Source organism: Paenibacillus shirakamiensis (genome assembly GCF_017874255.1).
GTDB lineage: Bacteria > Bacillota > Bacilli > Paenibacillales > Paenibacillaceae > Fontibacillus > Fontibacillus shirakamiensis.
In genome coordinates this window covers 42,996-63,672 of the sequence record NZ_JAGGLD010000010.1, presented here as the reverse complement: position 1 = coordinate 63,672, position 20,677 = coordinate 42,996, and the positions used below count along the sequence as shown (strand labels likewise).

The 20,677-nt window shown below is 41.9% G+C and carries 30 protein-coding genes, 1 rRNA gene and 2 pseudogenes; 3 read left to right on the top strand and 30 right to left on the bottom strand.

What is annotated here, in order from left to right:
- From J2Z69_RS18465 to J2Z69_RS18450, 4 genes are all read right to left on the bottom strand, one after another.
- Window positions 1-87 (bottom strand): 16S ribosomal RNA (locus tag J2Z69_RS18465); the annotation flags it as partial.
- 3 nt (window positions 88-90) lie between these two features.
- On the bottom strand, window positions 91-246 hold the full coding sequence (locus J2Z69_RS18460; protein ID WP_209866135.1) for a hypothetical protein: 156 nt from the start codon (window positions 244-246) through the stop codon (window positions 91-93).
- A 207-nt stretch (window positions 247-453) separates the two neighbouring features.
- The gene (locus tag J2Z69_RS18455) at window positions 454-684 is read right to left on the bottom strand and encodes a hypothetical protein (RefSeq protein WP_209866133.1); all 231 of its coding nucleotides are present in this window, start codon (window positions 682-684) and stop codon (window positions 454-456) included.
- Window positions 685-814: 130 nt separating this feature from the next.
- Window positions 815-1,438 (bottom strand): stage II sporulation protein M, encoded by a 624-nt coding sequence (locus J2Z69_RS18450; protein ID WP_209866130.1) that lies wholly within the window; start codon window positions 1,436-1,438, stop codon window positions 815-817.
- Window positions 1,439-1,580: 142 nt separating this feature from the next.
- Between J2Z69_RS18450 and pdaB the strand changes: the two genes are divergently transcribed.
- Entirely contained in the window at window positions 1,581-2,387 is an 807-nt protein-coding gene (pdaB, locus tag J2Z69_RS18445; protein ID WP_209866127.1) for a polysaccharide deacetylase family sporulation protein PdaB, read from the top strand.
- Between the two features lie 76 nt (window positions 2,388-2,463).
- Here the strand turns inward: pdaB and J2Z69_RS18440 are convergent, their stop codons facing one another.
- Window positions 2,464-3,069 carry a KinB-signaling pathway activation protein gene (locus J2Z69_RS18440; protein WP_209866124.1) on the bottom strand — a complete coding sequence of 202 codons (606 nt, stop codon included), beginning with the start codon at window positions 3,067-3,069 and terminating at the stop codon, window positions 2,464-2,466.
- A 124-nt stretch (window positions 3,070-3,193) separates the two neighbouring features.
- Here J2Z69_RS18440 and gerD point away from each other — a divergent pair, with 124 nt between their 5' ends.
- A complete protein-coding gene (gene gerD, locus J2Z69_RS18435) occupies window positions 3,194-3,988 on the top strand; it encodes a spore germination lipoprotein GerD (protein WP_209866120.1) in 795 nt (264 codons plus the stop codon).
- Between the two features lie 51 nt (window positions 3,989-4,039).
- Here the strand turns inward: gerD and J2Z69_RS18430 are convergent, their stop codons facing one another.
- The 6 genes from J2Z69_RS18430 to J2Z69_RS19355 all read right to left on the bottom strand — a co-directional run bounded on the left by J2Z69_RS18430 (window position 4,040) and on the right by J2Z69_RS19355 (window position 8,770).
- The gene (locus J2Z69_RS18430; RefSeq protein WP_209866117.1) at window positions 4,040-5,140 is read right to left on the bottom strand and encodes an Mrp/NBP35 family ATP-binding protein; all 1,101 of its coding nucleotides are present in this window, start codon (window positions 5,138-5,140) and stop codon (window positions 4,040-4,042) included.
- A gap of 63 nt (window positions 5,141-5,203) precedes the next feature.
- Complete coding sequence (cwlD, locus tag J2Z69_RS18425) at window positions 5,204-5,935, bottom strand: N-acetylmuramoyl-L-alanine amidase CwlD (RefSeq protein WP_209866138.1); 732 nt, start codon at window positions 5,933-5,935, stop codon at window positions 5,204-5,206.
- Between the two features lie 106 nt (window positions 5,936-6,041).
- Window positions 6,042-7,208, bottom strand: a complete 1,167-nt coding sequence (gene sat, locus J2Z69_RS18420; RefSeq protein ID WP_209866114.1) for a sulfate adenylyltransferase — start codon at window positions 7,206-7,208, stop codon at window positions 6,042-6,044.
- A 21-nt stretch (window positions 7,209-7,229) separates the two neighbouring features.
- On the bottom strand, window positions 7,230-7,922 hold the full coding sequence (locus J2Z69_RS18415; protein ID WP_209866111.1) for a phosphoadenylyl-sulfate reductase: 693 nt from the start codon (window positions 7,920-7,922) through the stop codon (window positions 7,230-7,232).
- A gap of 349 nt (window positions 7,923-8,271) precedes the next feature.
- Window positions 8,272-8,442, bottom strand: coding sequence for a hypothetical protein (locus J2Z69_RS19495; RefSeq protein WP_425355025.1), 171 nt, complete (start codon window positions 8,440-8,442; stop codon window positions 8,272-8,274).
- 202 nt (window positions 8,443-8,644) lie between these two features.
- The gene (locus tag J2Z69_RS19355) at window positions 8,645-8,770 is read right to left on the bottom strand and encodes a hypothetical protein (protein WP_281069424.1); all 126 of its coding nucleotides are present in this window, start codon (window positions 8,768-8,770) and stop codon (window positions 8,645-8,647) included.
- Between the two features lie 384 nt (window positions 8,771-9,154).
- On the opposite strand from J2Z69_RS19355, the pseudogene J2Z69_RS18405 reads away from it, so the two are divergent.
- Window positions 9,155-9,890: pseudogene (locus tag J2Z69_RS18405) on the top strand (class I SAM-dependent methyltransferase).
- Between the two features lie 104 nt (window positions 9,891-9,994).
- Here J2Z69_RS18405 and rpsI read toward each other — a convergent pair.
- The 19 genes and pseudogenes from rpsI to rplF form a co-directional block, all read right to left on the bottom strand.
- Entirely contained in the window at window positions 9,995-10,387 is a 393-nt protein-coding gene (gene rpsI / locus J2Z69_RS18400; RefSeq protein WP_209866109.1) for a 30S ribosomal protein S9, read from the bottom strand.
- 19 nt (window positions 10,388-10,406) lie between these two features.
- Window positions 10,407-10,844: a 50S ribosomal protein L13 gene (gene rplM, locus J2Z69_RS18395; RefSeq protein WP_209866106.1), complete on the bottom strand. Its 438-nt coding sequence runs from the start codon at window positions 10,842-10,844 to the stop codon at window positions 10,407-10,409.
- Window positions 10,845-11,108: 264 nt separating this feature from the next.
- Window positions 11,109-11,423 carry a TFIIB-type zinc ribbon-containing protein gene (locus tag J2Z69_RS18390; RefSeq protein ID WP_209866104.1) on the bottom strand — a complete coding sequence of 105 codons (315 nt, stop codon included), beginning with the start codon at window positions 11,421-11,423 and terminating at the stop codon, window positions 11,109-11,111.
- A gap of 76 nt (window positions 11,424-11,499) precedes the next feature.
- Window positions 11,500-12,309, bottom strand: coding sequence for a tRNA pseudouridine(38-40) synthase TruA (truA, locus tag J2Z69_RS18385; protein WP_209866100.1), 810 nt, complete (start codon window positions 12,307-12,309; stop codon window positions 11,500-11,502).
- Between the two features lie 288 nt (window positions 12,310-12,597).
- Complete coding sequence (gene rplQ / locus J2Z69_RS18380; protein ID WP_209866098.1) at window positions 12,598-12,963, bottom strand: 50S ribosomal protein L17; 366 nt, start codon at window positions 12,961-12,963, stop codon at window positions 12,598-12,600.
- A gap of 32 nt (window positions 12,964-12,995) precedes the next feature.
- Window positions 12,996-13,940 carry a DNA-directed RNA polymerase subunit alpha gene (locus J2Z69_RS18375; RefSeq protein ID WP_209866095.1) on the bottom strand — a complete coding sequence of 315 codons (945 nt, stop codon included), beginning with the start codon at window positions 13,938-13,940 and terminating at the stop codon, window positions 12,996-12,998.
- A 131-nt stretch (window positions 13,941-14,071) separates the two neighbouring features.
- Entirely contained in the window at window positions 14,072-14,467 is a 396-nt protein-coding gene (gene rpsK / locus J2Z69_RS18370) for a 30S ribosomal protein S11 (protein ID WP_209866094.1), read from the bottom strand.
- Window positions 14,468-14,486: 19 nt separating this feature from the next.
- Entirely contained in the window at window positions 14,487-14,855 is a 369-nt protein-coding gene (gene rpsM / locus J2Z69_RS18365) for a 30S ribosomal protein S13 (protein WP_209866092.1), read from the bottom strand.
- Between the two features lie 18 nt (window positions 14,856-14,873).
- Entirely contained in the window at window positions 14,874-14,987 is a 114-nt protein-coding gene (gene rpmJ / locus J2Z69_RS18360; RefSeq protein WP_007203526.1) for a 50S ribosomal protein L36, read from the bottom strand.
- A gap of 155 nt (window positions 14,988-15,142) precedes the next feature.
- A complete protein-coding gene (gene infA, locus J2Z69_RS18355) occupies window positions 15,143-15,358 on the bottom strand; it encodes a translation initiation factor IF-1 (RefSeq protein WP_017692098.1) in 216 nt (71 codons plus the stop codon).
- A 2-nt stretch (window positions 15,359-15,360) separates the two neighbouring features.
- Window positions 15,361-15,671 (bottom strand): annotated as a pseudogene (locus tag J2Z69_RS18350) (KOW motif-containing protein).
- Window positions 15,672-15,674: 3 nt separating this feature from the next.
- The gene (gene map, locus J2Z69_RS18345) at window positions 15,675-16,427 is read right to left on the bottom strand and encodes a type I methionyl aminopeptidase (RefSeq protein WP_209866088.1); all 753 of its coding nucleotides are present in this window, start codon (window positions 16,425-16,427) and stop codon (window positions 15,675-15,677) included.
- A 5-nt stretch (window positions 16,428-16,432) separates the two neighbouring features.
- Complete coding sequence (locus J2Z69_RS18340) at window positions 16,433-17,077, bottom strand: adenylate kinase (RefSeq protein WP_209866086.1); 645 nt, start codon at window positions 17,075-17,077, stop codon at window positions 16,433-16,435.
- 95 nt (window positions 17,078-17,172) lie between these two features.
- On the bottom strand, window positions 17,173-18,477 hold the full coding sequence (secY, locus tag J2Z69_RS18335; RefSeq protein ID WP_209866084.1) for a preprotein translocase subunit SecY: 1,305 nt from the start codon (window positions 18,475-18,477) through the stop codon (window positions 17,173-17,175).
- The gene (rplO, locus tag J2Z69_RS18330) at window positions 18,477-18,917 is read right to left on the bottom strand and encodes a 50S ribosomal protein L15 (RefSeq protein ID WP_209866081.1); all 441 of its coding nucleotides are present in this window, start codon (window positions 18,915-18,917) and stop codon (window positions 18,477-18,479) included. The genes secY and rplO overlap by 1 nt, the downstream gene beginning before the upstream one ends.
- 45 nt (window positions 18,918-18,962) lie before the next feature.
- Window positions 18,963-19,148 carry a 50S ribosomal protein L30 gene (gene rpmD / locus J2Z69_RS18325; protein WP_209866078.1) on the bottom strand — a complete coding sequence of 62 codons (186 nt, stop codon included), beginning with the start codon at window positions 19,146-19,148 and terminating at the stop codon, window positions 18,963-18,965.
- A 12-nt stretch (window positions 19,149-19,160) separates the two neighbouring features.
- A complete protein-coding gene (gene rpsE / locus J2Z69_RS18320; protein WP_127200942.1) occupies window positions 19,161-19,658 on the bottom strand; it encodes a 30S ribosomal protein S5 in 498 nt (165 codons plus the stop codon).
- Between the two features lie 27 nt (window positions 19,659-19,685).
- Window positions 19,686-20,054 (bottom strand): 50S ribosomal protein L18, encoded by a 369-nt coding sequence (gene rplR, locus J2Z69_RS18315; RefSeq protein ID WP_209866075.1) that lies wholly within the window; start codon window positions 20,052-20,054, stop codon window positions 19,686-19,688.
- 80 nt (window positions 20,055-20,134) lie between these two features.
- Complete coding sequence (gene rplF / locus J2Z69_RS18310; RefSeq protein ID WP_209866072.1) at window positions 20,135-20,677, bottom strand: 50S ribosomal protein L6; 543 nt, start codon at window positions 20,675-20,677, stop codon at window positions 20,135-20,137.

Sequence of the window (20,677 nt, the reverse complement as noted above, 5' to 3'; positions counted from 1 at the left end):
CAAGCTTCGAATTAAACTCCGCTCGACTTGCATGTATTAGGCATGCCGCCAGCGTTCGTCCTGAGCCAGGATCAAACTCTCCATTAAGGATTAAATGCTCTTCTCCAGAAGAGAAGGTCTTTTAATCAGGTGTTTGAGTTGCTCATTTTGAAACTGACGAGAAATTGCTTCTCTTAAAATGAATGTCGATCCGACCGAAGTCGTCTCTTGTTCATGTGTTTTACTCACTCGTTGTTCAGTTTTCAAAGATCAATTTCTCGCTTTTGTTCATCACCGCGTCTCAGCGGCGACCAATATAATATAACACATGTTGATACTGCTTTGCAACAACTTTTTTTAAAGTTTTTCAACTTCATTATATTGTTGTTGGCTTTACTTCCCGCTCCGCCCAAAAAGCGGAACGAGAAATAATTTATCATATATCTAGCAACCAAGTCAACACTTATTTTAATTTTAATGTTTGGCTTGAGGAAATCGGCCCTTAGGAGCATATCTAGACAATTCCTTGGTAGGTGCAAAACGCGCATACATACGAAAAACAGTCTTATATCTATTGGAGATAGCTTGTCTTATCTCATGATCGAGACGTGTATCTCCCATATCCAATAACATCTCATCCAGCTCTTTGCGTAAGACGTAATCTAATTCTTTGCATTCTTTATCGTTGAACAACATGCCTAGCATTCTGTACAGCCCCTTTAATATTAGGATCAATTTTTGCCGTTAATAGGGTGCGTCTCTTATAAGTTGTATCGCACTGAGGAACCGCTTTATTGTTATGCACAAGTTTTGGCAAAAATATGAATGCATCCTCTTATTTTAAAGATTGTACCAAGTGGTATGTTAGCGTACTTTCAATAATTGCTGCAATAAAGAGCAAAATTACAATCCAAAACGAAGCTCTAATACTTGTTTTCATGAATGTTTTCCATTCCACTCGCGAATCACTGCGGTTTTTCGAAAATATATTAACTATCTTCTTGAGAACTAATCTGCCGAACTTCATTCCGTATGCACAGGCGATGATTATAGCAGGTATCTCAATAATACCATGAGGTAATAAGCCCACAAAAATTAAGTCACTAATACTCTGACCCCGTGAAGCCTGAAGCACAATGAAATACCCCAAGATTAAACCATTCATCATTAAAAAGATCGCAGGTAAGATGCCAAGAAGGATTCCCGCATAAATGATGAGTACGGCCTTAATTGCATTGTTAAAGAAAATAAATATAAAAAAACTTAGCTCGGGTATCCGAGATTGCGACAGCATATCCTTTGCAGCAGTTAGATCTTTTAATTGTGGAGCGACGAAATTTTGGATGGATTCCGCATTAACCGTACCTAGGACTATACCTGCCGCAAATAGTAAAACGGAAAAAAGCAACGCCTGCTTTAACTGCCCAAGGTCCTTTAAGAATTGTTTTAGTGAGAGCATACTTTATCCTCCTTAATTAGTGAAAGCATACTTTAATTATACAAGGCAGTAATAATGTTCCGGTACGAGCATAGATTGTACTAAAGTCATTTAAGGCTTGGGCCAAATTCAACATTCTGAAGTGAGAGGGGTTAACAAAAGCATGAACAATTTCTTCTATGTCTTAAATGGGAAGAAAATAAAGCGGTTCTTTTTTGTGTTCGCGGCCGCTATGTTTGCTGCCGGTATTATTTATGTAGAGAGCGATCATATCAGTGTATTCTCAGAAGGCAATCCCTCAGCCGTGTACAGTGTTGCTACGGATAAAAAGGTGATTGCGCTCACCTTTGATATTAGCTGGGGAGATAAACGTACGGAACCTATTCTTCAGGTACTCAAAGATAAAGGCGTGAAAAATGCGACCTTCTTCCTCTCTTCGCCTTGGAGTAAAACACATCCGGATGTAGTAAAGGATATTCAAACTCAAGGATTTGAAATCGGCAGTCACGGTCACAAACATGTAAATTACAGCACCCTTACGGAAGAAGAGATCAAAGAACAGTTGAAGAGTGCCCATTCTATTTTAACCGACCTTACTGGAAAAGAACCCAATTTGCTTCGACTACCTAATGGAGACTTCGATAAGAAAGTTCTTAAAGTGGCAGATAGCCTTGGCTACAAAGTCATTCAATGGGACACAGACTCTCAAGATTGGCTAAATAAAGGAGTAGACAACATTGTTAATCGCGTAGTTAGCAAGTCTCACCCAGGAGATATTGTTTTGCTACATGCGAGTGATTCCAGTAAACAAACGCACGAAGCTCTACCCATCATCATTGACGAGTTGCGTAAAAAAGGTTATGAATTCGTAACAGTATCCGAACTTTTGAACCAATCTGCTGTTAAGGGATCTGAAGTACGCGATCAAGCATGGATACAAAAACAATTTGAAAACGCTGCTGGATTATAGAATGTATCATTTACAAAAAAGGACCTCCGCTTTAATGCAGAGGTTCTTTTTCTCGACTTATGGGTTTCAAATTGACCTAAGCATCTATTGCATTCTTAACATTTGTTTTGCGAACTAATCGATGTAATTGCATCATTTGGAATGCGTTACATGCGATTAGAGGAACCGCAATTAAAATCGTAGCGTTATTGTCCTGAATTCTTAGTACCCCTACAATTTCTACAATTGCCCCAGCAATCATAAAGAACAATGTGGGTATCCAAGCCGACGCATTCGTTGCCTTAACCTTGAAATAAGCGACTCCTATGGCAACAACCAGAATAATCAAAGCCAGAATAAGATCAGAGTATCCTTTGTTGCTTCCATCTACAAAAGAACGGAAGAACATTAATTCCATTAATGCAAGCGCAGTCAAAACAATTTGAATGTATTCCCACGTCTTTTGAGAAAAAACCCCTGCCGCCATATAATTCAGCATTAAATAAGCAAAGAAACCTAACTGAGCATATACACTCACCATAATGCCTGTCCCCGCAAGCAACAGAAGATTCATAAAAAAGTCCTGTGTTCCCTTGAATACAATCGTGTCACTAAACTGCATTACGCCTCCTGAGATCAGTGCAAATACTGCTCCCACTAGAAGTGTTGACCCAAATAAAAACGCCCATCGTTTTAAATTCAACCTTCATCCCCCCACCCGAACATTTTACCAACCTTCTGGCTAAAAAACCATTCCTTTCCCAACATAAATCCTTTTTAAGGTTCACATACTAACCGCATGAGATGACTTAAGGAGGATGGACCGAATGAATTGGAAAAGAAATTACTCATATTTATGTATGATCTGTTCTTTCCTCTTGCTGTTAACAGCATGCGGCTCCGAACAACAAAGCGCTTCTTCCTCTCAGGGAGAAGGCGGCGGATACAAAGAGACTAAGACTATGATTCTCGATATACTCAAGAGTGAAGATGGCAAGAAGGCCATTATGCAGTCCCTAAGTTCCAGTGGCTCAGATAGCAGTAGTAGTGAGGGAGACAGTGGCGGTGGGGACTCCGAATCTGGTGGCTCTGGTAGTGATTCCAAATCAAGTTCAGGTGGCTCTATGGGCGTAAAAATGTTACTTGCTCCTCAGACTACCGAGCAGGTCCGCGTAGCAGTTAAAGACACGTTAACTTCACCGGAATATAAATCAGAACTTGAAAAAATTATGACGGATCCTAAATTCGCAGGAGATTTTGCCAAAGCCATTAATACTCAGAATAAACAGTTACAAATGCAATTGATTAAAGACCCTACGTATCAGAAGTCCGTTGCTGATATTATGAAATCGCCAGAAATCATGAAAATGTTCTTAGATCTCACGAAGACACCTGATTACAGAAAACAATCAATGACGGTAATGCAAGAAGCTATGCAAAGTCCTCTGTTTCGTATGGAAGTTATGGATCTTCTCAAGACTGTAGTTCAAGAACAACTTGTCCCCAAAGTTCAAAAGCAGCCTCAAGGAAAGGGTCAAGATAGCGGGGGTAGTGGAGGAAGCGGAGATAGTAGTGGGGGTGACAGTCAATCTAAAGAAGGTGGTAGTCAAGGAGGTTCTTAATTCTTTTTAATCAAAAAGATGATTACAAAACAAAAGGCTGGACCCTCAGGGTCAGCCTTTTTGTTCACACTTATCAATGATCTGCTGAGCCATTGCGTTATACATCTGACCAGCATTGCTGTTGTCCTTATAAATTGATGGGGAATAATCCGCTTCGGACAAATGATTGTCTGGTGCTCCAAGTGGAATCTGAGCTAATAGTTCTGTATGAAGAGTCTCCGCCAACCGTGGACCCCCTCCTCTTCCGAATACATAATCGCGCTCGCCTCCAGCGCTCTCATAATACGCCATATTCTCTACGACTCCCAAAATTTCATGGTTAGTCTGTACAGCCATGGCTCCCGCTCTTGCGGCTACAAAGGCTGCCGTAGCATGAGGTGTGGTCACTATAATCTCTTTACTTTGCGGCAACATTTGATGAATATCTAAGGCGATATCTCCTGTGCCGGGGGGCAAATCCAGTAAAAGATAATCTAAATCTCCCCAATTCACATCCCCTAAAAACTGACGCAACATCTTACCGAGCATGGGCCCCCGCCAAATTACAGGACTATTCTCTTGAATAAAGAAACCCATGGACATTACTTTTACACCAAAACGTTCAACAGGCTTAATCAACCCATCAATGACAACAGGAATTTCTTCTATTCCCATCATGTCCGGTACACTAAAACCATAAATATCCGCATCAATTAGACCTACTCGCTTACCCGCACGAGCAAGCGCAGCAGCTAGATTTACAGTAACCGTAGATTTACCTACTCCGCCTTTCCCACTGGCCACTGCAATGAAGCTAACTTGGGAAGCTGGATCTAAAAGAGCTACCGACTCCAGTCCTTCACCGCGGCCACGGAAAGGTTGCTCTTGTTCAGGCTGTGGAGAAGTAAGACCTAATTCGTTTTTTTCATGATCCGAAGCTTCTCTAAATCGAATATGAATATTATTAGCGCCTGCTGCTGTAAGAAGGTTTCGCACATTAACTTCAATTTCTGCTTTGCTTGACTCATCTTGATTCGCACTAACAACGGTTAAGGAGATGCGCTCTTCTTTGACCATAATGTCACGAATCCACCCGAGTTCAACTAGACTTTGTTTCGTTATTGGCTCGGCCACAGGCCGCAAGGCCGCTTGTACTTGTTCTCTAGATAACAATAGTAGCACCTCGACTTTAACTCTGGGATAGTGTGTGAAAGGGTTTTCTTCCCTATTATAACACTACCTGATGCTCCCTGCAGATGGGCTTGTTCTCTCCCCGGAACTATAACGTAAAATACCATTATAGATAGAGGCTGCTACTTTTCGTTGGTACTCCTGATCGCCTAATAATTTTGATTCCTCTGGATGAGATAAAAACCCCACTTCCACCAGTACTGAAGGAATCTTAATCGAATCCATTAAAAAAACATTCTCCGCTTTTTTAGCTACACGATCTGTATTCTCTAAATTACGCTTCAATTCTTGCTGTACTAGGTCGGCGAGATGTGCACTTTCCGGTTGATGCCCTGGATAGAAGGTCTGAGCTCCACTCCAACGATCAGAAGGGAAACTGTTCATATGAATACTTACAAACATCTTCGCAGACTTCTCCTCTACAAAACGAAGTCTACTTTTTAGATCTTCTGTCTTCCGCTCTTTGTAACTCTTCGTGTCTGGGCTTGCTAAGTCTCGATCGTCTTCACGAGTGATCACGACAACTGCCCCGGCTTGTTGCAGATAATCCCTTAAATATAGAGTCACAGATAAATTAATATCTTTCTCGATCAGACCTTGTGGGCTCACCGCACCTCCGTCCACTCCCCCATGTCCAGCGTCTAAAGCAATAACCTGACCGGCCAATGGAAGTGCCCAGTAGTTCCAAGCTTTCTCAGTGGGCACTTCATAGAGAGCTACACCAATAATTACAGCTAATAAAGCTAGTCCTATAAAAGCCTTTTTAATCTGGCTCATATGAATCCAAACGGTAACTTTATCCGAAGAATTGGACAAAAAAAGCACCTCCGCCCCTTAAATGATTCTTAATCATCTATATGGGACGAGGTGGACAAATATACCGTTATATCGTAACTTGCTCGTTCAGACCTTCGATAAGGATTTGAGCGACTTCTGGGCGTGTAAATTCAGGAGGTGGACATATCCCTTCTCTAAGTAGGGCCCGAACTTTTGTACCGGAAAGGGTCATATGATCTTCTTTCGGATGCGGGCAGGTTTTGCTAGAAGCCATATTACCGCATGTTTTACAGAAGAAGCTGTGTTCAAAAAACAGTGGCTCAATTCCGAGCTCATCAGAAGTGAAATTGGAGAATATATCTTGTGCTTCATATGTACCATAATAATCCCCAACACCCGCATGGTCTCGTCCAACAATAAAGTGGGTACATCCATAATTTTTACGTACGATCGCATGGAAAATAGCTTCTCTTGGACCTGCATACCGCATAGCGGCAGGGAATACTCCTAAAAACGTACGATCTTTGGGATAATAATGCTCTAATAAAGTTACATAACTTTTCATGCGGACATTTGCTGGAACGTCATCCGACTTCGTCTCACCAACTAGCGGATTCAAGAAAAGAGCATCTACGATCTCCATCGCTGTTTTTTGAATATATTCATGAGCCCTATGCACAGGATTACGGGTCTGAAATCCTACTACCGTTCTCCAACCGTTCTCCGCAAACATTTCGCGTGTATGAGCGGGATCAAAATAAAATTCACCAAAGCGTTCAGGTTGTGGACGATTCAGTACTTGTATAGGCCCACCGACATAAGTAGAAGAACGTTCATTGAGCTTTTGAACACCAGGATGATTAGGATCAGCGGTCTTAAAAACTTGTAACGCTTCATGATGTTGATCTACATGATAAATACTCTCCACGGTCAGCAGGCCATAAATTACGTCATCTTCCCCTTTTAGTGCCACTTGCTGTCCCATAGAAAGATGATCTGCTTCAGACTTCTCTACCGCTAGAGTAATAGGGATACTCCATACTGTACCATCCGAAAGACGCATCTGGTTAACTACAGCGTGGTAATCTTGTTCGTTCATGAATCCAATAAGCGGAGAAAAAGCTCCAACACCAATTAGGTCTAAATCCGAAATCGTCCAATTATTAATTGTAAGTGATGGCAAAGAATGAGCTGTTATCAGAAGCGTATCACGTTCAGCTCCTTCAATTACACGATGAACGAGAGAGCCTCCATGAGGCAAGATTGCGGTCATATCCATGTCTCCTATATTAGATTATTTATGAAGTCCACATTCTGTCTTATCATTACCAGCCCAACGCCCCGCGCGTGGATCCTCTCCAGGCATTACTTGACGTGTGCAGTATTCACAGCCAATACTCGGATAATTTTGATCATGAAGTGGGTTATAAATAATGTGATTATCGCGAATATAATTCCATACATCATCATTCGTCCAGTCTGCAATCGGATTAAATTTGATAAGTCCGAATTTATAATCATATTCAATCTTTCTAGCGTTCGCACGTGTAGGTGCTTGATCTCGGCGAATCCCTGTAATCCATGCATCATACTGAGATAAAATACGAGTAAGCGGTTCAACTTTACGAATGTTACAGCATGCATTGGGATCACTTAGCCATAGTTCATGACCATGATTCTGCGCTTGTTCTTCTGGGGTGAGGAGAGGGGATACACGCACAAAATCTAGATCGTAATGGGCCGCCATCTGATCGCGTGTCTCATACGTTTCTTTGAAGTGAAAATCTGTATCGAGGTAAAATACATCCGCAGTTGTACTTATTTTGCGTAGCATATCCACGAGAACGACATCTTCCGCACCAAAACTGCATGCAAAAGTAATATTAGGAAAGGTCTGCACAGCCCAAGAAATAATCTCTTGCGGCGAGGCTGTCTCCAGCTCTTCTGCCTTTACACGAACCAATTCCTCTTTTTCCATTAAATTCATGAATATCCCCCATTTCATTAAATTAACGATATACCGTGTAAAAGTCCAACTATCCTAATATGAATTACTGTTAATAGTATAAATCTTCTCAAGTTGATGTCAATGCCGTTTACCAAAAAAAGGCTTCTCCAGATTAATTAGAGAAACCAAATCAGCTTAAGCTTATAAATGTTAGTTCAGACTTAACGCTTTTTGTGCAGTACTCACATCATTTGCAAGTAGCTGATCTAAATCATAAGCAGGGTATAAGTTACGCTCATACAAAATTAAAAACACTTTGTATTGTAATTGAATAGCATTATTCTAATTGTTCAGTATATTAACCGGTATGATCCTCTTCGTTCTTGCATCAGTTCATAGTTGGGGCATGCGGATAATATTGCAGTAGCTCCTGAATATTCTGCGTTAAAGCGGTAATCGCTTCTTGATATAAGTTGCGAAGATTAGGATCTGTAACATGGTTAATACTCATCTTGAGTCCAGTTAATTGATTGGCTTTTGACGCAACTAACTCGTGCAATTCTAAAGTTCCATGACATGCTAAATGATTTCGTGAAGCTCGGTGGATTGTATAACAGTATACATCCCTCCAATGTACTAATCGAGTAATCTATGCCTAGTAAAGTTCCGAGCAGATTGTCTAGATAAATAATAAATTGAACTATCTTAAATTTATGTAACCCTCGCCTAAGCGAGAGTGGTGGTGCCATTATACTATTGGACTAAAGAATGAACGCTCTAGAAATAATAACAAGCAAGATGAACAGAACCAGAATCGCTCCAGTCGAAGTCCAGCCTCCGCCGTATCCTCCTACAACACCGCCACCACAACCACCAACACCACTCATTAATGTCTCCTCCTTTACTTTTAAGGGATACCATAACGTATGCGTTCGTTTTAAGTTTAGTAAGGGCGTTTCACCCTTTAACGAGCTTTTGGGCAAGACAGAGTCTCTGATCAAAGAGTAGGGAACAAGAAACAAGAAACAAAAAACAAGGAACAAAAAAGGCAAAGAATAACGAACAAAAAAGGCAAAGAATAACGAACATTTAACAAAGAACAAAAGAAAAAAGCACAAAAAAAACGAATAACGAAACAACGAACAACGAACAACTTATGAGTTCCGAGTTACCTGAAATCTTTAATTTGATGGCGCCTATGCGATTCGTTATAATAACTTCAACTTGTTCTCCATTTCTCATCATTCCATTACATTTTTAAGAAGATAATTATGAAACAGAACAAATATGATACTGACGAATTCTTTTCTGCTTACAAGCAGATGGCTAGATCTATTCATGGTCTTGAAGCTGCGGGTGAGTGGCCTGTACTAAAATCCTTAATTCCAGACCTACGTAATAAAAGTGTTCTTGACTTAGGTTGTGGGTTTGGATGGCACTGCAGGTATGCTAGTGAACACCATGCGAGCTCAGTCATTGGTGTGGACATTTCACAAAAAATGTTGCATCAGGCCCAAATGCAGACTTCTGATCCTAAAATTATGTATATTCATAGTGCTATTGAAGATATCAACTTCACCGATTCCCAGTTTGATCTAATTTTTAGTTCACTAGCTTTCCATTACATTGATTCGTTCCAAGCATTCTGCAACAAAATATATCAGTACACGAAGCGTGGAAGAAATTTTATCTTCTCAGTAGAGCACCCTATGTTCACTGCACGAAGTGAACAAGATTGGTATGTCGATGAACATGGAGAGCGCCTACACTGGCCAGTAGATCATTATCAGGCAGAGGGGATACGAGAGACCCATTTTCTTGCAAAGGGTGTTATTAAAATATCACAGGACCCTCTCTAGTTATATAAATCAAGTCATTGAAGCTGGCTTCTCGATCAAAGCAGTCAAAGAACCCATGCCAACGGAAGATATTTTACAACAGGACCCTTTAATGAAAGATGACAATAGAAGACCTATGTTCTTCATTATTTCTGCTGTAAAAGCTTAGAGTTGATTAAAAAGTTATCAATTAAAACTTTAAATTTAATATGTACATAAAAAACCCTTGACCAATATGGCCAAGGGTTTGAACTGCATGATGATAAGAAAATCTTAACGTTTCGAGAACTGTGGAGCACGACGAGCGGCTTTAAGACCGTATTTCTTACGCTCTTTCATACGTGGGTCACGAGTCAAGAATCCTGCTTTTTTCAAAGCTGGACGGAAATCCGGATCTGCTTTAAGCAGAGCACGGGAAATACCGTGACGAATTGCGCCTGCTTGACCTGAGCTACCGCCACCATGAGCAAGTACGATAATATCGTAGCTGTTTACAGTTTCAGTAAGGTTAAGAGGTTGTTTTACGATCAGTTTAAGAGTTTCCAAACCGAAATATTCATTAATATCACGTTTATTGATGACAATGCGTCCTTCACCCGGTACAAGGCGAACACGAGCTACCGAATGTTTACGACGACCTGTCCCATAGTATTGTACTTGTGCCATGAAACTGTCCTCCTTTTAATTATCCGCGAAGTTCATAAACTTCAGGATTTTGTGCTGCATGTGGATGCTCAGTGCCTGCATATGCTTTAAGTCTAAGCTTCATTTTGTCACCTTGACGAGTTTTTGGAAGCATGCCATGAATAGCGAATTCCAGAACGCGCTCAGGTTTAGTTTTCAGCAAATCTTGAGCAACGGTCACTTTCAAACCACCTTGGTACATGGAGTGACGGTAGTATTTCTTGTTTTGCATTTTCTTACCTGTAAGATGAATTTTCTCAGCATTGATAACGATAACGAAATCACCAGTATCAACGTGAGGAGTAAATTGTGGCTTATGTTTGCCGCGGATCAAAGCAGCAGCCTCACTTGCCAGACGACCCAAAGTTTTACCTTCAGCATCGATGATGTGCCAAGTACGCTCTACTTCGTTTGGCTTAGCCATATAAGTGGTACGCATGAAAAGATCCTCCTTCATTCTTATCCGAAATCTAAGTTACTATGATTAAACTTCAAGAAGTAAATCATATATATCTTGTTCGAGTTCATTTGTCGTTAGTTAGTGAAGCTTAATAAAACATTTTGTATGGTTTTCATGATTGGGGGCTGTGGGATAGCCTTCAAGAAAACACAACTTTTATTTTACAGGATACACATCCAATATGCAAGCCATTTTCAAAAAGAAATTTTGAATCTCATATGACAGACAGGTTGATTAATTGGGTCAGTCGAAAAGATCCCCAAAAACATCCATCATTGATTTCTTTTTTTTAGGTCTTGCATAGTTAGAACCAGAAGAATAGGAATTGCTATTCCTTGAATTATCTTCTACATTCCTCGAATAGTCTTGATTAGAGTGATCCTGCTGTTCATTATACCAAGCATTATAACTAGGGCGTGCTTCGTTAACCTGAGTCATAAGCTTATCTAGCTCCCCTCGGTCAAGCCATACTCCTTTACAACTAGGGCAAACGTCAATCAGTACGCCATTCTTCTCTATTTCTCTTAGCTGGACCTTATCACATACAGGACAATTCATCACAAATTCCTCCTTAGGATGTTGTAGCCACTTACTACGTGTCCCAAGCTTTGAAGTTTCAATCCTGATCATGAGTTTATAATGAATGTTCCTTAGGAGAGGGGAATTCCTCTGTAAAGTCATAAAGAACATCCCACAGCATAAGCCCCTTACTCTCAGCAGTGGGTCCAGCCTTGGCTCGATCTTTAGCCTCGAGAATAGTTTGAAGTTCAGAAGGTTTCTTTTTACCTTCACCCACTTGTAAGAGCGTACCTACAATGATCCGAACCATATGTTGAAGAAATCCATTTCCCGTTATATATAAGGTGATGAGACCTTGATCACGAGGCTCCCCAGGCCTACACATGGAGGTATCTAATTGAATTTCCGCATGATAGATCGTTCTTACGTGATTAACTTTCGTGGAGTGCCGTGAGGCAAATGAGGTGAAATCATGTGTTCCTACTAAAGAGGTAAGGGCTTCACGCATGCTTAAAACATGAAGTTTGCCCGGGTGATGCAACTGGGTATGACGTTGAAATAGATCAGGGAACTGATTGGCATTAATACAATATCTATACGTTTTTTGCTTCGCTGAATGCCTGGCATGAAAACCCAAAGGTACCTCAAAAGCATGGGTAACTACTATATCATCGGGTAGTCTTCCATTGAGAGCCATACACCAACGTTCGATAGGAATTAAGGATTCTGTATGAAAGTTAAAGATCTGTCTTCTTGCATGCACTCCTGCATCCGTACGACCCGATCCTAAAACTTTAAGTTTTTCTCCGGTTAGATCATGGAGCCCCTCTTCTATATGGTCTTGAATCGTATTGCCCCCAGGCTGCGTCTGAAAACCATAATAAGCGGTCCCATCAAAACTTACGATCATACATACATTTCGCATGTTAACTCCTTAAATAGTCCATCATTTAGAGACATTAGAAATATTATAAAAGCTCTTTCCTAGTCATAGGCAGAAACATAAATAATATCAAGTAAAATTCAATGTGTACTCCATCAGGCAAGAAGAGCAAACCCCGTGTAGACCCAAAGGTCTCACGGGGTTAAGAAGTGTCTGTTACCTAAGTATAAGACACAGTTCTCTATGCATGTCCCTTGTTCATGCTGCAATATATTGCAGCCGAATCAAAGGCAAGTATTCCTCATTATCCATGCGGATAACTTAACAATACTAAGCGCGCTCTACAAGCTCCAAATACACCATAGGAGCTGCGTCACCACGACGAGGTCCTAGTTTGAGGATACGAGTGTATCCGCCTGGACGCTCAGCGTAACGAACTGCGATGTCCGAAAACAATTTTTGAATTGCATCGGTTTCACCATCTACGGATTCACGGCGTACAAATGCAGCTACTTGACGACGAGCGTGCAAGTCACCACGTTTTGCTTTAGTGATCAGCCTTTCAGCAATAGAGCGAACCTCTTTTGCTTTGGCTTCAGTAGTTTGGATACGCTCATACAAGAACAAATCTGTTACCAAGTCGCGGAACAATGCTTTACGGGCACTTGAATCACGACCCAATTTTTGATATGCCATTTATTTCACCCTCCTTTGCTAAACAATTGCTGCTATTCTTCTGTACGTAGTCCCAAACCAAGTTCCTCAAGTTTCTCTTGTACCTCTTCCAAAGATTTGCGGCCCAAGTTACGAACCTTCATCATATCTTCTTCAGTCTTGGTCGTGAGTTCTTGTACGGTATTAATACCAGCACGCTTGAGGCAGTTATAAGAACGAACCGAGAGATCAAGCTCTTCAATCGTCATTTCAAGTACTTTTTCTTTTTTGTCTTCTTCTTTTTCCACCATAATCTCAGCATCTTTAGCTTCATCCGTGAGACCCACGAACAAATAGAGATGCTCGGTCAAAATCTTGGCCCCGAGACTAACGGCTTCTTCCGGTCTAATACTACCATCTGTCCATACTTCAAGCGTAAGCTTGTCATAGTTAGTCACTTGACCAACACGTGTATTTTCAATAGCATAGTTAACCCGGGAGATTGGAGTATAGATAGAATCAACAGGAATTACACCAATCGGTTGATCATCACGTTTGTTCTTATCTGCTTGAACATAACCGCGTCCACGATTGGCAAAGATACGCATGTGGAGTCTTGATCCAGGTGCCAAAGTAGCAATATGAAGTTCTGGATTCAGAATCTCCACGTCACTATCCGCACGAATATCACCTGCAGTGATTGCTCCATCGCCATCAGCATCAATCTCGAGAACTTTTTCCTCGTCAGAATGAATTTTAAGCGAAAGAGCCTTCAAGTTCAGAATGATTTCCGTAACGTCTTCCATCACACCAGGAATCGTAGCGAACTCATGCAGAACACCGTCGATTTGAACCGAGGTTACTGCTGCACCCGGAAGTGAGCTAAGCAAAATCCGGCGAAGTGAATTCCCCAGAGTTGTGCCATAGCCACGCTCAAGAGGTTCCACTATAAATTTCCCATAGGTGCCTTCACTGTTAACGTCTACGGTCTCAATTTTTGGCTTTTCGATTTCTATCACTGCAATACCCTCCTTCGAAACGTCGCTTCTTCTGATACGGTCACCTTTTTGTGAGTCTATCATGTAGTATGCCTAAACAACCATTCTTACCAAGTTGTGATGCGGTTATACCACATTAGAGGTTGACTTCATTAGACACGACGACGTTTTGGAGGACGACATCCGTTATGTGGCACTGGAGTTACGTCTTTAATCATGTTAACTTCGAGTCCTGCAGCTTGAAGCGAGCGGATTGCAGCTTCGCGGCCAGCGCCAGGACCTTTAACCATAACTTCGACGGATTTCATGCCATGCTCCATTGCAGCTTTAGCAGCGGATTCCGCAGCCATTTGAGCAGCAAAAGGAGTCGATTTACGGGAGCCTTTGAAACCTTGACCACCTGAACTTGCCCAGGAGATCGCGTTTCCGTGTGGATCCGTAATCGTAACGATTGTATTGTTGAAAGTGGAACGAATGTGTGCCACTCCAGATTCAATATTTTTACGGTCACGACGTTTTGTACGTACGACTTTTTTTGGTTTAGCCATTGTCTGTTATCCCTCCTTCTTATTTCTTCTTGTTAGCTACAGTACGACGAGGTCCCTTACGAGTACGGGCATTAGTCTTCGTACGTTGTCCACGAACCGGCAATCCACGACGGTGACGAACACCACGGTAGCAACCGATATCAATGAGACGTTTAATATTTAAAGAAATTTCACGACGAAGGTCACCTTCTACTTTGACTTCCTTGTCGATCGATTCGCGTAGTTTGCTTACTTCATCTTCAGTCAAATCCCGAACTCGAGTGTTCGGGCTGATGCCTGTTGTGCTCAAGATTTTCTGTGAAGTCGTTTTACCGATTCCGAAAATGTAAGTCAAGGCGATCTCAACGCGCTTATCACGTGGCAAATCCACACCAGCTATACGAGCCATTACGCTACACCCCCTTCTTTAACCTTGTTTTTGTTTGTGTTTCGGATTTTCGCAAATAACCATTACTGTGCCTCTACGGCGTATAACTTTGCATTTTTCGCAAATGGGTTTTACAGAAGGTCTTACCTTCATATCAATTACCTCCTAAACGTTTTACCAGAGTAAAACATAATTCGAAAGCATACGGTTGACCAGAATCAGTCCACCTCCAAAGTAAAAAGTTTCTACGAAGTAAAAACTCCAACTTTGCTATCATACCACGAAAGTGTTTACTTGCGGTATGGAATCTATTTACGGTAAGTTATACGGCCTTTCGTCAAATCGTAAGGCGATAACTGAACAACTACTTTATCTCCAGTCAAAATACGAATAAAATGCATCCGTAATTTCCCTGAAACATGAGCAAGAATCTGATGACCATTCTCAAGCTCTACTTTAAAAGTTGCATTCGGAAGCGGCTCAAGTACCGTTCCTTCAACCTCAATGACATCTTCTTTAGCCACAGTTAGTCTCCTTTCTGGTCTGCTTAATATCGTTAGACTGGATAAATGATCTCACTGCATAACGCAGTTTTCCATTCGTTACCCGACCCATTTCATTTAAACTCTGAACAACCTCGCTGCTTATATGCTGCATGAATTCCAGATGCTGAATGTTTTTTCGCTTGGCCTGATCAAATTTACGTTTGTCGCCATCTGCAATGCAGACAAATTTCTCATCTACAATCTCAACAACAACTGCAATTCCGCCAGCATCTCTGCCTTTAAGAATTTTAACGATTTGACCCAACTCTGCAAAGGGACGATATCCAGACATAACTTAATCGCCCAACTTTGTTAGAATTTCAAAACCATCAGGTGTAACTGCTACCGTATGCTCAAAGTGAGCACACCATGAACCATCTACCGTTACTACCGTCCAGTCATCCGAAAGCGTCTTAACATATCGTTTGCCTATGTTGACCATAGGTTCGATCGCTAGGACCATACCTGGTTTCAAACGAGGACCGCGATCTGCTACACCATAGTTAGGGATCTGTGGTTCTTCATGGAGCTTAGCACCAATACCGTGACCTACGTATTCTCTAACTACCGAGTAACCTGCATCTTCGATTACCTGCTGAATTGCATGCGATATTGTAAATAAGCGAACATCTGCTTTGATAAGATTGAGTCCTGCATAAAGTGAGGCTTCCGTCACGTCCAAAAGTCTTTGATTCTCTTCTGAAATCGTTCCTACGCCATAAGTCCATGCTGAGTCACCATGGTAACCATTGAACTCTGCTCCGATATCAAGGCTAATGATGTCACCTTCGTTTAATTTACGTTTGCCTGGAAATCCATGTACTAACTCTTCGTTTACCGAAGCGCAGATGTTATAAGGGAAACCGTTGTAGTCTTTAAAAGATGGAACTGCATTCTGACTGCGAATATACTTGTCGGCGATTTGATCAAGCTCTCCCGTCGTAATACCGGGCTCGATTGCTTGTGCCAGAATTCTATGCGTTTCCGCAACAATCCGCCCCGCTTCTCTCATATAGCCTAGTTCCGTTTCGGATTTACAAATGATCATTGTCGCTAACCTCGCAGTAAGGATACGATTTCTTTGGAGACCGTATCAATTTCCAGTTCACCATCGATTTGACGAAGCAAACCTTTTTCTTCATAGAACGTAAGAAGTGGTGCTGTTTTGTTAATATACTCGTCGAGTCTTATACCTACACTTTCCTCATTATCATCGGAACGTTGGTATAACTCGCCGCCGCATTTATCACATACACCTTCCTGTTTAGGAGGGTTAAAGAGCACATGATAGGTTGATCCACATGATTTACATATCCGGCGTCCTGTAAGACGAGCGAGTAGTTTATCACGATCAACCTTCAGGTTGATGACATGCGTAAGATTTGTTCCCAACTCATTCAGCAACTGTTCCAGCGCCTCAGCTTGAGATAAGGTTCTTGGAAAACCATCCAATAAGAATCCTTTTTCGCAATCAGGCTGTTGTAGCCTTTCACGAACAATTCCCACGGTAACATCATCAGGTACCAGCAGACCTTGATCGATGAATTCTTTGGCTTTAACACCAACTGGAGTTCCTTGTTTGATCGCTAGGCGAAATGCATCACCTGTTGATATGTGAGGAATCCCGAACTCACCAATAATGACTTCTGCTTGTGTTCCTTTTCCTGCTCCAGGAGGCCCCATGATTAAGATATTCACGTTAGTCACTCCCTTCAAGACTAGCTTGAGTGCAAGAACATAACAATAGGTGCCGGTGCGAGTTCATGTAATGAGACCCGTCCGGAACCTATCGACTACTTATTGATAAACCCTTTGTAATGGCGTTTCATCAATTGGCTTTCAATCGTCTTCATCGTATCCAGCGCAACACCAACTACGATGAGAAGCGAAGTACCACCAATTTGTACTGAGCTAGGTAATCCAGCCCAGGAGCCTAAGGCAATCGGAAGAAGTGAAATTGCAGCCAAGAAGATTGCACCGGTCATCGTCAGACGTGACATTACACGTGTGAGATAGGTAGCCGTTGTCTTCCCTGGACGTACTCCCGGAATATAGCCTCCGTTCTTCTTCATTTGATCCGCCATTTGAGTCGGATTCATTTGAACAAAGGTGTAGAAGAACGTAAATCCGATGATCATAATCACGTAGAGTACCATAGCCAAAGGAGCACCTTTATTAATTGAGAAATTATCGATTATCCATTGTGCCCATTTATGTGTGGACCAAAAGCTAGCGACAATCCCTGGGAATTGCAAAAGGGAAACAGCAAAGATTACAGGGATTACACCAGCCGCATTGATCTTAAGCGGAATATGTGTATTTTGCCCACCGTACATCTTGTTGCCCACCACACGCTTAGCATACTGAACCGGAATTTTCCGGATAGCTTGCTGAATATAAATAACACCAACAATGATTAATGCCACCACGATAGCGATCATCAAGAATTTTGTGATATTTAAGAACGTCTGGCCTTCAACGATGAAATCTGATTTCACCAAGCTTTGAATATGGTTCGGGATACCTGCAACAATACTCGCAAAGATAATTAACGAGATACCATTACCTATACCTTTTTCTGTGATTTGTTCACCTAGCCACATAAGAAAAGCAGTACCCGCTGTCAAGACGATAGCGATTAAAGCATAATCTGCAAATGTAGCATTAGGAATCATTTGTGTGCCATATATCCGGTTAAATCCGATAGACATGGCAAAGGCTTGAATCAGACCAAGCACAATCGTTAAATACCGAGTGAGTTGTGCTGATTTCTTTTTCCCCATCTCACCCTGTTTGGCCCATTCCGCAAGTTTGGGAACGACATCCATAGACAGGAGCTGTACGATGATGGAAGCCGTGATATATGGGTAGATCCCGAGCGCCAGTATCGAAAACTGTTTGAGAGCGCCGCCCGAGAAAGTGTTCAGGAGGCCGAACAATGCATTGCCTGTGTTATTTGTAGCTTCAAACACAGCTGTGTTAACTCCCGGAACGGGTACAAATGTACCGATCCGGTAGATGAAGAAAACAAACAGGGTAAACAAAATCCGGTTGCGTAAATCCTTAACATTCCATATATTCTTGAGGGTTTTAAACATTAGATCACCTCGGTTTTACCGCCGGCAGCCTCGATCTTCTCTACCGCAGATTGAGAGAACTTGTTTGCTTTTACAGAAACTTTTACAGTAACATCACCGTTGCCAAGAATCTTAATTCCGCTTTTCGCGTTCTTAACGATACCTTGTTCAAACAACAGTTCAGGAGTAACTTCGGTATCCGCCGCAAATTTGTTCAGTTCCTCGATGTTCACGATCGCATACTCTTTACGGGTTGGGTTTACGAAACCACGTTTTGGCAAGCGACGATACAATGGGTTTTGTCCGCCTTCAAATCCAGGACGAACGCCACCGCCGGAACGGGCGTTTTGACCTTTGTGACCACGACCTGATGTTTTACCCATTCCACTACTAGTACCGCGTCCAACGCGTTTGCGTTCTTTACGGGATCCAGGAGCTGGAGAGAGCTCATGTAACTTCATCGTTCGTTGCACCTCCTTCATAATTGTGGATAAATCTATCTTTTACTACTCTTGAGTTTCTTGTACAGATACCAAGTGTTTCACTTGATTGATCATACCACGAATCGCAGCATTATCATTGTGAACAACTTGTTGGTTGATTTTACGAAGTCCTAAAGTATTCACGGTAGTACGTTGGTTCTCCGGACGGCCAATCAAACTCCGTACGAGCGTAATTTGAAGTTTTGCCATGAGATTTCCTCCTTAACCGAGAAGTTCTTCGACGGTTTTGCCGCGCAATTTCGCAACATCTTCAGCACGTTTCAGACGGGACAAGCCCTCTAAAGTCGCATTGACCATGTTCATGGAATTCGAAGAACCTAAGGATTTTGTCAAAATGTCGCCAACGCCAGCAAGTTCAAGTACTGCACGAACTGGACCGCCTGCGATAACTCCGGTACCTTCCGATGCCGGTTTCAAGAGAACGCGTCCGGCACCGAAGTGTCCGGTCACTAGGTGAGGAATTGTCGTTCCAACCAACGGTACGTGAACCAGATTCTTTTTCGCATCTTCAATTCCTTTGCGAATTGCATCTGGAACTTCGCCCGCTTTACCAATTCCAGCGCCTACCCAGCCATTGCCATCACCGACAACAACCAAAGCACTGAAACTAAAACGACGTCCGCCCTTTACAACTTTAGCTACACGATTAATATTTACAACTCTTTCAGTCAGTTCTAAAGCGTTAGGATCTACACGCAAGTCGTTAACCTCCTTATTAGAAATATCTTAGAATTCAAGTCCAGCTTCACGTGCTGCATCAGCAAGCGCTTGAATTCGTCCGTGGTACAAATAACCACCGCGATCGAATACGACATTCTTCACATCTTTAGCTTGAGCACGTTTTGCAATCAACTCTCCTACTTGACGAGCTGATTCAACGCTACCACCGTTTTTGATGTTTTCAGTAAGCTCTTTATCTACTGTAGAAGCAGAAGCAAGAGTTACACCTGCTACATCATCAATCAATTGAGCATAGATATGTTTAGCAGAACGATAAACGTTCAATCTTGGACGTTCAGCTGTTCCCTGGATTTTTTTACGTACACGCAAATGTCTTTTCAGACGTGCTTTGTTTTTATCCGATTTTGTAATCATGAGTTTCGTTTCACTCCTTTCGGTTTACCCTACAAGCCAATTCATCTTAAGCCGCAATCGGGTGAAGCTGAGGAAGAAGCTTACTTCTTCTTACCAGCTTTACCTTCTTTACGAATGATACGTTCGCCTTCATACTTGATCCCTTTACCTTTATACGGTTCAGGTTCACGTACAGAACGAATTTTAGCAGCGTATGCACCGACACGCTCTTTATCAATTCCTCTAACGGTGATCTTTGTATTTGCGGGCACATCGAACTCGATGCCTGGTTCAGGAGCGATTTCAACTGGGTGTGAATAACCCACGTTAAGAACGATCTTATCCCCAGATTTGCTTGCACGGTATCCAACCCCAACTAGTTCAAGGTTTTTGGAGAAACCGTCAGTTACACCGCTAACCATGTTACTTACTACGCTACGCGTAGTTCCATGAAGGGAACGGTGAAGTTTATTGTCAGAAGGACGTTCAACGCTAATCACGTTGTCCTCAACACTTACTTTAATATCCTTGTGGAGTTCACGAGTCAAAGTTCCTTTAGGGCCTTTTACTGTGATTACGGTGTTATCAATAGTGATATCAACGCCACTTGGTACGTTTATTGGTTTGCGACCAATACGAGACAT

Coding starts and splice junctions, on each gene's coding strand:
- J2Z69_RS18455 (WP_209866133.1), bottom strand. CDS start 684: ATGCTAGGCATGTTGTTCAACGATAAAGAATGCAAAGAATTAGATTAC.
- J2Z69_RS18450 (WP_209866130.1), bottom strand. CDS start 1,438: ATGCTCTCACTAAAACAATTCTTAAAGGACCTTGGGCAGTTAAAGCAG.
- pdaB (WP_209866127.1), top strand. CDS start 1,581: ATGAACAATTTCTTCTATGTCTTAAATGGGAAGAAAATAAAGCGGTTC.
- gerD (WP_209866120.1), top strand. CDS start 3,194: ATGAATTGGAAAAGAAATTACTCATATTTATGTATGATCTGTTCTTTC.
- cwlD (WP_209866138.1), bottom strand. CDS start 5,935: ATGAGCCAGATTAAAAAGGCTTTTATAGGACTAGCTTTATTAGCTGTA.
- sat (WP_209866114.1), bottom strand. CDS start 7,208: ATGACCGCAATCTTGCCTCATGGAGGCTCTCTCGTTCATCGTGTAATT.
- J2Z69_RS18415 (WP_209866111.1), bottom strand. CDS start 7,922: ATGAATTTAATGGAAAAAGAGGAATTGGTTCGTGTAAAGGCAGAAGAG.
- J2Z69_RS19355 (WP_281069424.1), bottom strand. CDS start 8,770: ATGAGTGGTGTTGGTGGTTGTGGTGGCGGTGTTGTAGGAGGATACGGC.
- rpsI (WP_209866109.1), bottom strand. CDS start 10,387: ATGGCACAAGTACAATACTATGGGACAGGTCGTCGTAAACATTCGGTA.
- rplM (WP_209866106.1), bottom strand. CDS start 10,844: ATGCGTACCACTTATATGGCTAAGCCAAACGAAGTAGAGCGTACTTGG.
- J2Z69_RS18390 (WP_209866104.1), bottom strand. CDS start 11,423: ATGAATTGTCCTGTATGTGATAAGGTCCAGCTAAGAGAAATAGAGAAG.
- truA (WP_209866100.1), bottom strand. CDS start 12,309: ATGCGAAATGTATGTATGATCGTAAGTTTTGATGGGACCGCTTATTAT.
- rplQ (WP_209866098.1), bottom strand. CDS start 12,963: ATGGCATATCAAAAATTGGGTCGTGATTCAAGTGCCCGTAAAGCATTG.
- rpsK (WP_209866094.1), bottom strand. CDS start 14,467: ATGGCTAAACCAAAAAAAGTCGTACGTACAAAACGTCGTGACCGTAAA.
- rpsM (WP_209866092.1), bottom strand. CDS start 14,855: ATGGCTCGTATAGCTGGTGTGGATTTGCCACGTGATAAGCGCGTTGAG.
- rpmJ (WP_007203526.1), bottom strand. CDS start 14,987: ATGAAGGTAAGACCTTCTGTAAAACCCATTTGCGAAAAATGCAAAGTT.
- map (WP_209866088.1), bottom strand. CDS start 16,427: ATGATCATTTGTAAATCCGAAACGGAACTAGGCTATATGAGAGAAGCG.
- secY (WP_209866084.1), bottom strand. CDS start 18,477: ATGTTTAAAACCCTCAAGAATATATGGAATGTTAAGGATTTACGCAAC.
- rplO (WP_209866081.1), bottom strand. CDS start 18,917: ATGAAGTTACATGAGCTCTCTCCAGCTCCTGGATCCCGTAAAGAACGC.
- rpmD (WP_209866078.1), bottom strand. CDS start 19,148: ATGGCAAAACTTCAAATTACGCTCGTACGGAGTTTGATTGGCCGTCCG.
- rplR (WP_209866075.1), bottom strand. CDS start 20,054: ATGATTACAAAATCGGATAAAAACAAAGCACGTCTGAAAAGACATTTG.
- rplF (WP_209866072.1), bottom strand. CDS start 20,677: ATGTCTCGTATTGGTCGCAAACCAATAAACGTACCAAGTGGCGTTGAT.